The 15,193-nt window shown below is 55.5% G+C and carries 15 protein-coding genes and 1 riboswitch; of the genes, 6 read left to right on the top strand and 9 right to left on the bottom strand.

Going from position 1 to position 15,193, the window contains the following annotated elements:
- The 3 genes from GX147_00405 to GX147_00395 form a co-directional block, all read right to left on the bottom strand.
- Positions 1-157: ATP-binding cassette domain-containing protein (locus GX147_00405; GenBank protein NLN59174.1), on the bottom strand; the 157-nt coding region annotated here is incomplete at its 3' end.
- 2 nt (positions 158-159) lie between these two features.
- The gene (locus tag GX147_00400) at positions 160-1,254 is read right to left on the bottom strand and encodes an iron chelate uptake ABC transporter family permease subunit (GenBank protein NLN59173.1); all 1,095 of its coding nucleotides are present in this window, start codon (positions 1,252-1,254) and stop codon (positions 160-162) included.
- Positions 1,255-1,283: 29 nt separating this feature from the next.
- A riboswitch (cobalamin riboswitch) is annotated at positions 1,284-1,410 on the bottom strand.
- 97 nt (positions 1,411-1,507) lie between these two features.
- Entirely contained in the window at positions 1,508-2,380 is an 873-nt protein-coding gene (locus GX147_00395) for an ABC transporter substrate-binding protein (GenBank protein NLN59172.1), read from the bottom strand.
- A 187-nt stretch (positions 2,381-2,567) separates the two neighbouring features.
- Between GX147_00395 and GX147_00390 the strand changes: the two genes are divergently transcribed.
- The 3 genes from GX147_00390 to GX147_00380 all read left to right on the top strand — a co-directional run bounded on the left by GX147_00390 (position 2,568) and on the right by GX147_00380 (position 6,015).
- On the top strand, positions 2,568-3,467 hold the full coding sequence (locus GX147_00390; protein NLN59171.1) for a TraB/GumN family protein: 900 nt from the start codon (positions 2,568-2,570) through the stop codon (positions 3,465-3,467).
- 166 nt (positions 3,468-3,633) lie between these two features.
- Complete coding sequence (locus GX147_00385) at positions 3,634-4,584, top strand: fructose-1,6-bisphosphatase (protein ID NLN59170.1); 951 nt, start codon at positions 3,634-3,636, stop codon at positions 4,582-4,584.
- A gap of 54 nt (positions 4,585-4,638) precedes the next feature.
- Positions 4,639-6,015 (top strand): aldolase, encoded by a 1,377-nt coding sequence (locus GX147_00380; protein NLN59169.1) that lies wholly within the window; start codon positions 4,639-4,641, stop codon positions 6,013-6,015.
- Positions 6,016-6,262: 247 nt separating this feature from the next.
- Here the strand turns inward: GX147_00380 and GX147_00375 are convergent, their stop codons facing one another.
- On the bottom strand, positions 6,263-6,883 hold the full coding sequence (locus tag GX147_00375) for a site-2 protease family protein (GenBank protein NLN59168.1): 621 nt from the start codon (positions 6,881-6,883) through the stop codon (positions 6,263-6,265).
- A 471-nt stretch (positions 6,884-7,354) separates the two neighbouring features.
- Here GX147_00375 and GX147_00370 point away from each other — a divergent pair, with 471 nt between their 5' ends.
- From GX147_00370 to GX147_00360, 3 genes are all read left to right on the top strand, one after another.
- Positions 7,355-8,071: an amino acid ABC transporter substrate-binding protein gene (locus tag GX147_00370; protein NLN59167.1), complete on the top strand. Its 717-nt coding sequence runs from the start codon at positions 7,355-7,357 to the stop codon at positions 8,069-8,071.
- 650 nt (positions 8,072-8,721) lie between these two features.
- A complete protein-coding gene (locus GX147_00365) occupies positions 8,722-9,165 on the top strand; it encodes a DNA-binding protein (GenBank protein NLN59166.1) in 444 nt (147 codons plus the stop codon).
- A 63-nt stretch (positions 9,166-9,228) separates the two neighbouring features.
- Positions 9,229-9,903, top strand: coding sequence for a phosphoribosylanthranilate isomerase (locus GX147_00360; GenBank protein ID NLN59165.1), 675 nt, complete (start codon positions 9,229-9,231; stop codon positions 9,901-9,903).
- 93 nt (positions 9,904-9,996) lie between these two features.
- On the opposite strand, the gene GX147_00355 is transcribed toward GX147_00360, so the two are convergent.
- From GX147_00355 to GX147_00335, 5 genes are all read right to left on the bottom strand, one after another.
- Positions 9,997-10,449: a CBS domain-containing protein gene (locus tag GX147_00355; GenBank protein NLN59164.1), complete on the bottom strand. Its 453-nt coding sequence runs from the start codon at positions 10,447-10,449 to the stop codon at positions 9,997-9,999.
- A gap of 367 nt (positions 10,450-10,816) precedes the next feature.
- Complete coding sequence (locus GX147_00350) at positions 10,817-11,662, bottom strand: toll/interleukin-1 receptor domain-containing protein (GenBank protein NLN59163.1); 846 nt, start codon at positions 11,660-11,662, stop codon at positions 10,817-10,819.
- Between the two features lie 783 nt (positions 11,663-12,445).
- Complete coding sequence (locus GX147_00345; GenBank protein ID NLN59162.1) at positions 12,446-13,135, bottom strand: hypothetical protein; 690 nt, start codon at positions 13,133-13,135, stop codon at positions 12,446-12,448.
- A 187-nt stretch (positions 13,136-13,322) separates the two neighbouring features.
- Positions 13,323-14,057 (bottom strand): cytochrome b/b6 domain-containing protein, encoded by a 735-nt coding sequence (locus GX147_00340; protein NLN59161.1) that lies wholly within the window; start codon positions 14,055-14,057, stop codon positions 13,323-13,325.
- On the bottom strand, positions 14,050-15,063 hold the full coding sequence (locus GX147_00335; GenBank protein ID NLN59160.1) for a 4Fe-4S dicluster domain-containing protein: 1,014 nt from the start codon (positions 15,061-15,063) through the stop codon (positions 14,050-14,052). Before GX147_00335 ends, GX147_00340 begins: the two co-directional genes overlap by 8 nt.
- Positions 15,064-15,193 lie beyond the last annotated feature (130 nt).

The raw sequence follows: 15,193 nt of genomic DNA, 5'->3' as shown, positions 1-15,193 counted from the left end.
GCACCCCGTCGATCAGTTTGAGCAGGGTGGTTTTACCCGCCCCGTTGGGTCCGATCAGGCCCAGAAAATCGCCCTTTTCAATTCCGAAACTGACATCCCGGATCACGGGAGAGGCGTTGTAGGCAAAATGTATGTGATCGGCCTTCAGAATGAGCATGGTCAGAAGGTCCTTCGCCGCATGAGATAGAGGAAATAGGGGGCACCGCACAGGGCGGTAACAACACCGACGGGCAGTTCAAACGGCGCCATGATGCTCCGGGCGATCGTATCGGTGACAATCAGGAAGGTGGCCCCGAAAAGCACGGATGCCGGCAGGAGCAGGCGGTGATCGGGACCCAGCATGAATCTCAGCATATGAGGGATGATCAGGCCGATGAATCCGATGGTTCCGCTGGCGGAAACGGCTGTCGCCGTGACCAGGGAAGCCGTCACCAGAAGGAGGACTTTGGTTCTCTTTGTGTCCACCCCGAGTTGCATGGCCGTCTCATCGCCAAGGGCCAGAAGGTTCAGCGGCCGGGCGTGAAGGAACATCACCAGGAAGCCGATCAGGAGCGCCGTTGCGGTGGACGCAATTTCATAACCTTGCGCCAGACTCAGGTTCCCCATCAACCAGAACAGGATACTGTGCAGACGACCACTCGTGCTGATGGAGACGAGAAACATGATCAAGGCGGAAAAGAAGGCATTGATGATAACCCCCGTCAGGAGAAGGGTTGTGCCGGAATGTCCGCTGCTCGTTCTCGATATGCTGAAAATGAGGAAGATTGTGACCAGAGCCCCCCCGAAAGCCAGTCCCGGTACGCCGATAGAGGCGAAGGCCGCACCGAAGCTGATCCCGATAACGGCTCCCAGAGCGGCACCGCCGGAGATGCCGAGGATGTAAGGGTCGGCCAGGGGATTTCGGAGCAGGGCCTGGAAAATCACCCCGGATGACGAAAGGGCCGCCCCGACGATGCCGGCGAGTAAAACGCGGGGCAGGCGGATTGACAGAAGGATGCTGGTCTCTGTTGGGTCGGCCGTAATTCCTGAGCCCGGTAAAAAGCCCCGCAATACCCCGGCCAGGGGGGAGAAGGCGATTCCACCTGCGCCGGTCGCGAGGGCAACTGAAGCGGCCAGCAACAACAGGACGGCGAAAGACAGGGTGACCCGGACAATACGTCCGGGAGAGACCCGCGGACGTCCACCGCCTGACGATGCCTTTATGGACGCTGACAGGCGTGGTTTCAAAAAAAACCGTGATGATGACCGGAACACATCTCCACCCTCGAGGATCTTCGATGGATCGGTATTCCGGCTTCGGGCGACCTACCGGCCCGCCTTCCCATCATGGTTGCATCATGACAGTGGCATTATGGACTTTCGTTCCCGTTACGGCTGCGGGGCAGCGGGGGATTCACACCCCTCTTCCCGGAATCCATCTGCTTGACTTGCCGACAAAGCGGTCGACGTGGACTTTAGAGACGTGAGCGGTTTTTGTCAAGCGGGAAAACGGGCGCCCGGTATCGGGCTATTCGACAGATCGGTTCTTTTGTGTTTCCAGGGATCCGGCCATTTCATCCATGCCGTCCGCGAGACGCGGTCCCACCCGAAGCAGGGGGTCGCCGACAAAAATAACCCGGCCGTGGCGGACTGCTTCGGTCTGACGGATACGTTTGAGGAACTGCGCCGTTTGCCGGTTTTCGTTGTCGTGGGTTTTTACGATGAAGATGATATCGGGCATCCGGCGCAGCACTTCCTCCAGAGAAAAGTGAGGATATTTGTTCGGGGCATCCGCTGCGATGTTCCTTAAGCCCAGCACGTTCATGATGTCGTCAATGGCCGTATCCCTTCCCGCGACCATTAATGGTGCCGTCTGAATCACAAAAAGAGCCCGGCGCCTGGCCGTGGGGGAGGTATTGCGTTCCCGCGCCTCATATTTCTTCAAAGCCTTTTCGATTCGCCGGGCTGAGCGGTCGCCCTGTTCCCCGACGTCCAGGACCCGCCCGAGTTTTCGGATTGCCCCGGGGAGTTCGTTGAGCCGCCTGGCGCGAAAGACGTAGGTCCGGATATTCAGTTTCGTCAGGCGCTGCTGAATCATTTGGGGATTACCGTCGTCCGTCAGGACGACCATGTCCGGCTTCAGGGCGACAATCGCTTCCAGGGAGGGGTTTGACATGCCGCCGATTTTTGGTTTTCCTTCGGTATCGGGTGGATAATTGCAATAGGTGCTGACCGCGACGATCCGGTCGCCCAGGCCCAGGTCGTAGAGCACTTCCGTCACGTTCGGTGCCAGCGAGACGATCCGAGACGGTGGCAAACCCATGGCCGCGGGAATGGGTAGGAATAGAACAAAAATCAATATCAGGATTTTTTTCTTTATACGGGAGAATCCTGTTTTCACGTCGGTTTATGCCTTTACGGGTTATCCGGGGAACCCTTTGTTTATCCTAAGAGTCGGAAGAAAGGAAAGCTGAAAAACGGTTTGGCTCATAATAAAAGGTAACCAAAGAGGAGGTGTTGGAGGTACAATCATCTTTGCCGTTTCCTGAAAAAACCTGTACATTGCGCGGTGCGAAAGGAGATGAATCATGACTGTCGGCCGACTGAAAAAAATTGCGTTCTGTCTTACCCTCATTTTTCTGTTACTTCTGTGCGGATCCGCTCTTCAAGCTCGGGAAGGGATGGGCAAATCCTGTCTGTTCCGGGTTACAGCGCCCGGCAGCACCGTATATCTGCTGGGGTCCATCCATTTCATGAGGGAAACGGCTTATCCCCTGAAAGACACGATCGAAAAAGCCTTCGCCGCATCTTCCCGGGCCGTCTTCGAGGTCGATATGTCAACGATGGATTCTCCCGATACCCAGGCCATGATGTTGTCCCGGTCGATTTATATCGACGGAAACACCCTCCGAGGGAGCCTTTCACCCTCCCTTTACCAAAACCTCGCCGAGAAAACGGCGGAATTCGGTCTCGATGTCACGATGCTGGACGCCTTCAAGCCCTGGAGTGTGGCCATGACCCTCATGGGCTTGAAACTCGACCAGTTGGGGTTCGACCCGGCCAAAGGGGTTGACCGGTATTTTTATGCCAGGGCCCGGGCAGTGGGTAAAAGCACCTCCGGACTGGAGACGTTGAGTTATCAGATAGGCCTGTTCGACGCCCTGTCCTCACGGGAACAGGAATGGCTGGTTGAACAGACCATTCGTGACTTTGACACGATGGAGTCCGAAATGGGCGAGATGATCCGGTTCTGGACCCGGGGCGACATCGAAAATCTGGAAAGAATGCTCATGAAAAGCTTCACCGATTATCCGGAGCTTTACCAGAAATTCCTCGTCCGTCGCAACCTCAACTGGCTCTCCCAGATCGAACTTCTCCTGGATAGGCGGGAGGTTACGTTTGTCGTGGTCGGGGCGGGCCATCTTCTGGGACGGGACGGACTGGTCAATCTGCTGCGTGCGCGGGGGTATGTGGTCGAGCAGAGATGAAGGGATCAAGGGGTGCAACCACACTGTCCGTCGAAGGGTTAATTCTTGAAATATTCTTATTATATTAGTCTGTTACGCATGTTTAAATGGCGGGATCCGGAAAAATGGACTTGTCAAAACGGGGATAAATTGCTAAGAATAGTTAACTTTTGAAAGGGGAATGTTTATGGCTGGAGGCATCGGCGATTACACTCGGTTTTCCATAGATCTGCGGCGGCATATGTGGCTGGCCGGGGTCGATCAGGAATTGCGCCGCCTGATATGGCAAATAGCCGTAATGGGGAAGTACGTTTCAGCGAAAATTCATGAGGCGAACCGTAAGCTTGCGGGTTTCAAGAATATCTACGGCGAGGAGCAGTTGACCCTCGATCGCGGTGCGGATGAAATCCTGAAGAATCAGCTCGAACACTCGGGATTCGTTCTGGACTACGCATCGGAAGAACAGGACAGCGTCATGCGGATCGGCAAGGGGCATGAAAAGTTTATCATCACCGCCGATCCCCTGGACGGTTCGTCCCTGGTGGATACGAACCTTTCCATGGGCACAATCATCGGCATTCACAGGGAATCCGTTTTCGACATCGGTCGCAACACAATGGTTGCCGCCATGTACATCACCTACGGTCCTCTCATTACGATGGTGTATTCCACCGGAAAGGGGAGCCATGAGTTTGTCTTGAACCGCGAAGGGGAGTATGTTCTGTCCGAGGATAACATCAGGCTCAAGGAGAAGGGATCGATTTACAGTCCCGGCGGATTGCGAAGCGAATGGACCCCGGAGCATCTCCAGTATATCGAATTCCTGGAAGAAACAGGATACAAGCTCCGATACAGCGGAGGTTTTGTTCCCGATATAAATCAGGTTCTGATTAAAAGAGGCGGTCTGTTTACCTACCCGGCGTTGAAGGACAGTCCCAGGGGGAAATTGCGGCTTCTGTTTGAGCTCCAGCCCATGGCCTTTATCATCGAACAGGCGGGTGGACGGGCGACGGACGGTCAGCGGGATATTCTTACGGTGCCGGTGGAGGAACTGGGGCAGCGATCGCCCATTTATATCGGCAGCCGGTTCGAGGTGGACAAGGTTGGCGATTATTTGAAGTGGGATGTGTTTTACTGAGAATGATAAAAGAAAACAGAAAGGACGGTTCGGAACGTGACGGTATATGAAACGATAGGACAGGTCAGGGAAGCGTTGTCGGGGATATTGAAAATCGACGGTGATCGAGTCGAGGTTATTGACGAGGGAAAATTGCGATCCCGTCTCATTGACGAGCTCATCTTTTCCGCCGTATTCAGTGCCGATTCCGATGTTTGCGCTGCCTGTCGATGGCTGATCCGTCAGACGGGCGCGGCCGTGGGTGCTTATGTGGCCTCGATCCAGTCCTTGTATGAGGCCATGGGAAGGAAAGAGGTCGGTGGATTCACGGTTCCGGCCATCAACATCCGCACCCTGACCTACGAAACAGCCCAGGCGGTTCTGAGGGCGGCATTCAAAGGACAGGTGGGGCCGGTTATTTTTGAAATAGCCAGGTCGGAGATCGGCTACACCCTGCAGCGTCCCGCGGAATATACCAGCGCGATCGTTGCGGCCGCCATCAAGACCGGATACAGGGGGCCGCTGTTTATCCAGGGGGATCATTTTCAGCTCAATGCTAAAAAATTCGCCGAGGACGCAGAAAAGGAGACCCAGGCGGTGAAAGATCTGATCTGGGAAGCTCTGGATGCGGGATTTTACAACATCGACATCGACTCCTCGACCTTGGTCGATTTGTCCCGACCGACGATCAAAGAGCAGCAGGACTTGAATTATACCCTCGCAGCTGAGTTGACCGCCATGATTCGGGACCTGGAGCCTGAGGGGATCACTGTATCCGTGGGAGGTGAGATCGGAGAAGTGGGTGGCAAGAACAGCACGGTCGAAGAGCTGCGGGCCTTTATGGACGGCTACCATGAAGAACTGAAGAAAAATGGCGAGGAGCTGAAGGGTATCAGCAAGATCAGTGTTCAGACCGGGACAACCCATGGAGGGGTTCCCCTGCCGGACGGGACCGTTGCCAAGGTCAAAATTGATTTCGATACCCTGGAAAAGCTCTCCGAAACGGCCCGCGTCGAATACGGTCTCGCCGGGGCGGTTCAGCACGGGGCTTCGACGTTGCCGGACGAGGCCTTCGATCAATTTCCCGCCCGCGGGACGGCAGAGGTGCATCTGGCGACGGGATTTCAGAATATCGTCTGTGAGAGCGAGGCCTTTCCTCCAGAATTACGGGAGAAGATCTACCGGTTCATCAGGGAGGAGCACGCCGACGAAAAGAAGGATTCCGACACGGAAGAGCAGTTCCTCTACAAGACACGCAAAAAGGGCCTCGGTCCCTTCAAACGGGAACTCTGGACGTTGCCGGAAGAGCGCATGCGGACCATTATGGGTGAACTGGAGAACCAGTTTGCCTTCCTCTTTGCGAAACTGGGGGTGAACGACACGGACAGCGTGTTGACTAAATACGTCAGCCCTGTGAATGTATCCCTTCCGTGTCCGGAGCAGTTGAAGTAGGGACGGTCCCGTACAATCAGCGTATATAAATGAGAATCTTTGCCCCCGGTAGCCTTTATCGGGGGCGTTTTTTTCCGGTTTTCGCGATTTGATTTATTCGCGTTCCTGCCATTCATTCCCTCACATGTGAATATGCGTCAACGGTCAGGCCCTGTTCGCCGTATCGTCATATCGTTTTGTGATGGGGCGACCGAATTCTTTTCTCCATGCGCCCTTGTCTTTCGATTCCTTGCTTTGTTCAACGGCCTCATAGAAAAAAACCGATAACACCGAGGATCATCCGGCGGAAGAATACGATGACCGGTGTCAGAACGCCCAGGTAAAGCATAATGATGATGATGAAAAAGCCGTACGGTTCCATGCGCTGAAAGATGTGACGGATGTGGTCCGGCAGAAGGCCCATGACGATTTTCGACCCGTCCAGGGGTGGAATGGGGATCAGATTGAAGGCCGCCAGAATAATATTGATCTGGGCCAGGTAAAACAGAAAAGTCGCCATCGGACTCTGTGGGGGAGGCATCAGGATCTGCGTCAGCAGGATCGCGACAAAGGCAAAAATGGTATTGGCCACAACACCGGCGGCGGATACCAGAACAAATCCCGTCCGGCGGCTCGAAATGTTTTGTAGGTTGACCGGTACAGGCTTCGCCCAGCCGAATCCGACGATGAAAAGCATCAGGGTTCCCAGGGGATCGAGATGTTTCAGCGGGTTCAGGCTCAGGCGTCCCAGGCGTTTGGCGGTGTTGTCCCCCATGACGAGAGCCACCCAGCCATGGGCCAGCTCGTGGACGATCACGGAGTAAAGTAACGGAATGGTCAGCAGCAAGAAAGTGACCGGGTCGTTGATGAGCAGTTTAATCAGTCCCATACAGTCTCCTGTTTGTCATACCTCCATTAAGGGCTATCCTGTCGGACGTTGAGCGGTACGCAATCCGGTCTCTTCTGATAATTTCCAGACGCCGTGTTGCGCCGGATTGACCGGAAGCGGGGCCGTGTGATGCTTTCCGGGCGAGTTGGATCAACCCACGGCAGGGCGGATAGTACAACAAATACTGAAGAATGGGTAACGATATCTTATCGGTTCATGCCTTTTCAGCGTTCTGTTCTGTGGATGACGGGGCAAAAAACATGACTCGCATATCGAAGTCCCGTGGATTCGCTTTTATCAGGAAGGGCTAATCTTTGTCTTGAAGTGTGCGTCGGGAGCGGTTAGACTTTGAACGTGCCGACGGGGAATCACGCTGCCGGCTTTGGTCCGGCCATGCCGCATCCTGATGGAGACAGGATGCAACAGGGCACTTTACGGGTCAGCCGGACAATGGGTAAAGGAAGGTCAGATATGAGGAAAGTGGTTGTAATATGTTCGGTGATTGTGTTCATGATTGCCGTGTCTCCTTTGATGGCGGCATCGCTCAGGATGGGAACTTACCCCATTCCCAAAATGGTGGAGAGTGAAGACAGGGGTGTCTTTATCGATCTGGCCAGGGAAGTTGCAAAACGTGCGGGCTATGTCCTGGATCTTGAAATCGCGCCTCCTCCCAGAATAGTGGGAGATTTTTCACAGGGGAAATTCGACGGTTTTTTCCCGGCCCTGGATGTACTTCTTGTTTTCGGAGCGGCCGCCAAACCATCTCCCGTTTACACCATACAGGACTTTGCCTTTTTCAGGAAGGAGGGGGCGGAGTTGAGGACGAGCGAGGATCTGGAAGGTAAAAGAGTGGGCATTACCCGTGGTTATCCCTACGCCGCCGAACTCATGTCGAATCGAAAGATCCTTTTCGATTCCGCAGATGATGATGTCACGAATATGAAGAAACTCGCGTCAGGCCGGATTGACGCGTTTGTCGTCGAGGAGAGGAACGGACTCGAGGCGCTGAAGAAAAGTGGTGGGGTCTCTGTGACCTACGATGCCACGAAACCGATTTCCCGTCAGGCCGTTTACTTTGCCTTCAAAAGTACCCCGGATGGGGAGAACGCCGCGGAAGCTTTTTCCAGGGCTCTGGGCGAGATGAAAAAGGACGGGAGTCTGGCCAAGATCCTTTCAAGGGCCAACTGATCCCTGTTGGCGGGGGGGAATTTGTGACCATTCTGCCGGATACCGGCAAGAGGATCTTCCGGATGTGACTGAACGGATTCGGGAAGGGGTTCATTCCCTGAGCATTCTCCACGTCATGTCCGATATTGCGGACGCGGTGACTGTGAGCATCGGGTGTGTAACGGAGGTGCCTCGACCCAACGGGATCCCCTGCAACTCATAAATCGGGCCGATCCGGCCCTCTACCAGGCCAGGATCTCGGGACGAAACCGGGTGACGGCGTGTTATCGTCTTCCCGCTGACCGGGTGTGCCGGAGGCGCTTGGGGGTGTTTTTTCTTCCCGACGGGTACCAGGGTCGGATGATCGAATATGTTTCTTCGCCTCATCAGGGCATTTCCCCGTGACCTATGATTGTCCTTACCTTCGACAATGGCTCGAAGTCTTGAAGAGACCATCGTCAATTTCTTTGCCTGGTCGTTCCATGCCGATGCCGTTGAGACCGATTCCCTGGATGTAGCCGCCTGCGTTCCCGAAGATATCGTCATTATCTTATCGGTCAAAAACTAAAACGAGATAACGGTTCACAGCGGGATAAACGGCTTGTGCTGGAATAATCGGCGGTACGGTGTTACAGAGGGCGGGTAAAACAGTGATGGCAGAGGTGTATAAGATGAAATATTCCCAGGCAAAACAAGGGCGTGTTTTTATTCTCCGTCTGGAAGACGGGGATATTCTCCACGAAGAAATTGAGAAATTTGCCGACGCCAAGAACATCCGTGCGGCGGCGTTGCTTGCCGTGGGTGGTGCCGATGAGGGCAGCACCCTGGTCGTGGGCCCGGAACAGGGCCGTGTCAAACCGATTGTACCTCTGGAGCATGTCCTGAACGATGTCCATGAGGTCGCCGGTGTCGGGACCCTGTTTCCCGACGATACGGGAAAACCGGTTCTGCATATGCACGGCGCCTTCGGGCGGAAGGGGAAGGTCGTGACGGGCTGTGTCCGGAACGGCGTCAGGGTGTGGCATGTCCTTGAGGTGATTCTCATCGAACTGGCCGACACCGGTGCAAGCCGCCGACTGGACGAGGCGACGGGTTTCAAACTTCTTCAGCCTTGACGGTCGGGGAGATAATTCGGGACTGCTTTATGCGTGATGCCCTCGTTTGGATAAAGGGGTGGAATGGAAAGAATCCAGATTGCGGGAATTCATGATCTGAACGAGGCCATTTGCTGTCTGCGGGCCGGTGCGCGTCAACTGGGTTTCCCTTTGGGGCTGAACGTGCATGAGGAGGACTGCACGGAGGATGAAGCCCGCCGGATTTGCCGGTCCCTGCCCGGCGATGTTGAAAAAACGGTCATCACTTACCTGGACCGCGCCGGGGATATCGCCCGCCTGTGCCGTTGGGTCGGGGCGTCCGTTGTCCAGATCCATGGGGAAATTCTCGTTCGGGAATTAGCAAGACTGCGGGAGATGGCGCCGGGTCTCGCGATCATCAAGAGTCTGATCGTCAAATCGGATAACGGGGAAACCCTATTCCTCGCCGTTGAAAGATGGCTGCCCTGGGTCGATGCGTTTATCAGCGATACGTTCGACCCGGAGACCGGCGCCTCCGGAGCCACCGGGAAGACTCACGATTGGAAGGTCAGTCGGGCTCTGGTGACGCACTCTTCGAAACCGCTTATTCTGGCTGGCGGTCTGAACCCGGATAACGCCGCCCGGGCTATTTCCATGGTACGCCCCTGGGGAGTTGATAGCCATACCGGTGTTGAAGGTTGCGACGGGAGGAAGGATTATGCTCTTGTCCGGGCATTTGTCATGAACAGCGAGGCTGCGTTCGAAGCACTGGAAACCTGAGACGGTGCCGACGTTTGTTTTATCGGACGGTCACGCTCCTGTAAAAAACGGCCGGCCTGCTGCCGGCCGCCAGGCCATGTTTTTCGTAGAATATCAATATCCCTGAATGTACTTTTTCAACTGTTCCGTCGTAAAGGCTGCTTCGTCGAGAAGGTTCTTCACCACGTCGCCGATCGAAATAATGCCCATTACCATGTCGCTGTCCATGACGGGAAGATGCCGGACGCGTTTTTCCGTCATCAGGCCCATTACATCATTCAGCCGCGTGTCTTTGGGCACCGTGTAAAGTTTTTTTCTGGGTGTCATGACATCCTTTACCGGCTTTTCCCATAGGTCGGTTTCTTCGCTTTCCACCAGGCGCATGATATCGCGCTCGGAAATCACGCCCGCCAGCTTGCCGTTATCATCAAGGACAATGAGGACACCGATCCTTTTCCTGTTCATCAGGCTGACGCAATCCTTCAGAATTTCTCCAAGCTGTACTTTGTAGAGTTTGCCGCCCTTGTTCTTTAAAACTGTTGCCGCGTTCAAGATGCTGCTGTCCATAGAATCCTCCTTTGTTGAATGATAGTGGGGTTTATAATAATCAACACCATGATTCGGTTTACGGACATCAAAGGGTGCTCGGTGTTTTTTTCTCCGCTGCCCCCGGTTACAATGATCCGCCTTTTCACCCGATACGATCCAGCGCTTCCTGCGCCGGTGGGAGTGGCAACAATTACATGTATTTGAAAGTTCGATTTCGATGCGGGGTCGGATACGGTCCCCCACATGAATTCCATGAAACCACTTTGACAAGTCTATTCTGCATCATGGCATGGGTAAAATCAAGGTGAAATTTACGGTTCGACACGACGATTTCACGCCGACGCGACTCTCCGCCCCCTTTACGGCCGCTTTGCTGTTTGCCCCCTTAGGGGCTGTCGTGAATTGTGTTCAGATGGTCCTTTATCAATTCCCCCGCCCCCGTGACGCCGACGCAGCATAAATCGCCGGGTTTCAACGGAAACCGCGGCGCGGGGCAGCCGTGCAACACGGAAACCAGTTTTTTCCCCAGAACCCAGGCGGCGCCCCACTCGGCCATGGCCCACTCGCTGCGCAAGTTGTCCGGGGACACAATGAGCCAGATCTCCCGTGATTCACGAAGTGAGATCCTCAGTTCCTCGGTGAAAACGCCGCCTGTCGCCCCGGGCTGCTGTGCCATGAAAACACGCGCTCCCGCCCTTTCGAGCTTACCGCCGACTTCCGAGGCGAGGGACCGGTCCCTTTCACTGTAACTCAGGAAGATGTCATAGGTGAACCCTTCTATCCGCCTTGCCTGGTGGTCTGCGTCCGCACCCACTGTGCCAAACCATACGGCGAGTTCTTGCTTTTTTCTGTTTGAGAGGGAGAGCGTGCTTTTGACAAAGACCGGGGATTTCGCAACCCGTTCCCGTTTCCATTTCGGGCAGGATTTTGCCTCCGCCATGGCCGGTGGTATGAACACGTAGGTTCGTTCCCTTCGGTGATCCTTGTAGTAAAAGCTCTCCGATTTGAGTAAAAACATGTCACCCCGGTCAATGGCGGTCTTCAGGGGGGGAGCGAACGGTTCCGAATAGGGCGAGAAATATTCCACCGTGAACTCCGGTCTGCTGAACATGAGAAGCATCAGCTTCATCAGGCATTGTTCGGTGGCGGTGTCTTCCGGGACAAGCAAAAGGGTATCCCCCCGTTGAACCCCGGGGGAATTCACTGGTTTTGTTGTTCTGGCATCTTTCATTTCGGTGGGTTCCGGCCCCGGCTTTCATAAATTGCACCGTTAATGATACCCGTCTTCGAGATGGACGAGCAGGCGATGGACGAGCAGGCGTCTGAGTCTATACCCATATCCGTCTCTGGAGGCAAGATTTGAATACGATGTCTGAATTTCTTGACAAGGGTTGCCGCCGTTGCTAAGAAACATGGAACCAACCGACCTGATTTACGAAGGGATTGCGACGTGTCGGAAGCGGGGATTATGATCGTTATGGGCGACCTGGTGCCGTTTAGGTGCGGTCAGATCCTGAATCCCATAAAGAAATTGAAGGCAAGAAGAAAGAAAAGGAGGCATCCAATATGAAGCGGGACAAAAGGAAAATGTTTAAGAAAGCATTTTCCAATTTTGTCGTGGCGGGTTTTCTGAGGATATACTTTGCACAAACACGTTCATTTTACCGATTGTAAACCGTTGGATGGTAAAGGGCTTTCCCGTTGCCGCACATTTCCGGGCGGAATGCGGATGAATATTCTGACCGGGCGTTTCGTTCACACCCAAAAATAATCGGGACAGAAAAACCATTTTTTATTGGAGGAGGCGCCGAAAGTGCAAAGGGCAACAGGTGGCGATAGGGATTAGTGGTATGCGTTTCCTTTTGGAAGTGATCCGGGGGGTGAAAGCCTCGGGTGGCACCCGTCGGCCCCGCGCTTTTTGCTATCCAAAGGGTTCTGCATGAGGATGTACCCGCGGGTGGCTCCCGGTGAAGGGCCGTCCCGCGGGCGCCATGTCGTGAACGGTCTTTTCCCGTCAACGGCCCAGTTTGTTTTTCCAGTTCCGATAGCAGGACAGGCCCTCTTCGGACGAACACTCTTCCACGAGCCGGCAGCCGCAATCCTCCGGAGTCGGGCCGCATTTACCGTTGTGGAAGTCAAGCACCGTATTCTGCCCGTTGGGACAGACGAAAGCCGGCGGCCAGTCCTGGGCCACGCCGCCGGTCCCATAGCACGGTCCCACGGCACTGCCGGGTCCGAAGACCAGGTCGCGGCGATTGTTGCAATCCATCTGAACGCGGCGTTCCCTGCAATCCTGCGGTTCGGTGTTTCCCGACAGGCCGTACTTCGGTTTCCCGAATTTGGTACAGTCCACGGGAGTCGCGTTTCCGATGCGAATCTCGCAATCCGTTGAAGAGACCTTGCGGCAGCAGACACTGGCCTTGCTGAACAGGCGGCATCCGCACTTCTGCATTTCGGTCACGTCGTAATCCCAGCAGGTTCCGATGGGGGTGATGTAATGCTTGTTATGGAGCTGTTTTGTCAGTCTTTCCCCGCCCTTTGATTTGATGTCGAGAACTTTGGCATTTTTGTACTGGTTTTCCCACATTTTTGTCACCTGACCTTTCGATGGTTCGGCGGCAACGAGACCGGCAGGGAAAAACATAATACCGGCCAGGATGGCAAGACGCACAGATACGGTCAGGGGATTTGTTTTTTTCATCATAAAACCTCCGTTTGAAATTTTGTGGCGTGTGCCTTGTTGCTTCGATGCGGCTGAATATACGGTGAGCCGGCCCACCCGTCAAGATGATTCCGGGCCGATCTCGCCGGAATCACACAGTCTCGGGGAATCCGACGGCCCCGCTGGAACAGTAGTTCCTATGGGGTCGTGGTCCCCGGCGGGGAAGGGCTCAGGGATCGGCAGGGGTGGTTTCCCTTTGCCGGGGTTCCGATGTCTCTTTTTTGGGCGGAACTTCACCGGCGATCTCCGCGATCCACAGCGGGTGGCGGCGTTCGGCGTAGTCCAGGCGCACGGCCCCGGTCAGGATCCCCCTGAACAGGGGGCGGTTCGGTTTGAGCAGGACGGCTCCGACGTGGGCGATAAAGGCGAGGACAAAGAGGATGAGAGCGATGTTGTGCGCCCATGTCGCCCAGAGGAGAACCGTGTAGGACATGTCCGGGGCATAGATATTCTTGTACACCTTGACAAGCCCGGAGACGATGAGCACGGCGATGATCGCCGCCATTCCCGCGTAGGCCAGGCGCTGCTCGGGCAGGTACTTGTGAAAAGGCGGTTCCTCCCCCTTTCCGAAAAAACTTTTCATTACCTCCATGGAGGCCCGAATATCCCCCCTGCGGGGGATCATCCCCAGGTCGCCCCGTAAACCGTGATAGAGGACATGGAAAAGGGCCGCGGCGATAAACAGAAGAGAGGCCGCATAGTGGACCTTCAGGGAGACGAAGTAGTCCCCGGCCCAGCCCAGTCCAGGCACGGAAGAGATGTAATAACGATTCGCCACGGGCCTCTGGAACAATCCGGAAAGGACGAGGGCAAGACCGGATAGGGCGATGACCCAATGTTCGGTAAGCTCCACAAACCCGTGTCGGACGGCCCGGTTTTTCTCCCTGATAATCCGGTCAGCCATTGTTTTTCCCCTCCTTTACCAGCCTTGTCTTTCGTCCGGCAAGCCACCTGAAAGCGCCCGCCGCGCCGACGACGGCACCGAGGGCGGGTGCCGCAAGAACGGCCTTTCCCAGACCGTCTGATTCGGCCATTTCTCTTTTCACACCCGGCTTCATCCCCGGTCTGCCCGGTTCACGGGCCATGGATGCATTGATCAAATCGAAGGACACGGGCGAAACGTAGATCGTCGAGGTGCCCCCGTTTTCGTCTTTCCCGTAGAGGTAACCCCTCATATTTCGGGCGCGTCCTTCCGCCTCCGCGAGAATCTCTTCACGCGGCCCGATGAGCATGGCCTGCCGCGGGCATGCCTCGATGCAGGCCGGTTGTTCGCCCCGGGTGAGACGATCGTGACAGAGATCGCACTTGTACATGACACCGTTTCCCATGTAGTCCGGCAGGATGTGCAGATAAATGCCCACACCGGACTGGCGCTGCGGGATCTTCCAGGGGCAGACCGCCTTGCACTTGGCGCCGCCGAAACATCGGTTCTGGTTGATGACGACGGCGCCGTTTTCGAACTTGTGGTTCGCCGAGAAGGGGCAGATCGTTGCGCAGGCCGGGTTGTCGCAGTGCATGCAGCGCCGTGGGACGAACAGGGTTCTTTGTCTGCCTCCCTGGTCGATCTCGACCCGGTGTACATAGAGATAGTTGTACGGGGTAAGCCGGTCGGAGATCTCCCGCCTGTCCGACCAGTCCTCCACCGTTTTCCGCGGCCAGGGTACCGGGATGGGGTCGGCTATGGCCGGAATCGTGTCCCGGTTGAGATCTCTGCAGGCGGAAACACAGGCGGGTACGGTCATGGTGGGACAACCGTCGCAGAGGCTGAGGTCGATGAGCGTTGCCAGTTTTCCCGCCTCCGCGGCACGCAATGTTCCGATCCCGGTGAACCCCGTAACGGCCAGGGTGCCCGCGGTGGTCCTGAGAAATGATCTGCGGCTTAACCCCCGCTTTTCATCCGTTTCTTTCATGTCCGCTCCTCATGACTGGTTGAAGGTTGATGGGCCGTGGAAGGGCGGCCGGAATCGTCCTCGTTCTCGCCGCCCGCCGATTCGTCCGCAGGGCGTTCCGGTTCACGCGAATGACGGTGTTCCTGTGATA

The organism is Deltaproteobacteria bacterium (assembly GCA_012522415.1).
Taxonomy (GTDB): Bacteria; Desulfobacterota; Syntrophia; order Syntrophales; family JAAYKM01; genus JAAYKM01.
Note: the sequence above shows the minus strand (reverse complement) of the source record. Positions and strands in the feature narration are given on the sequence as shown.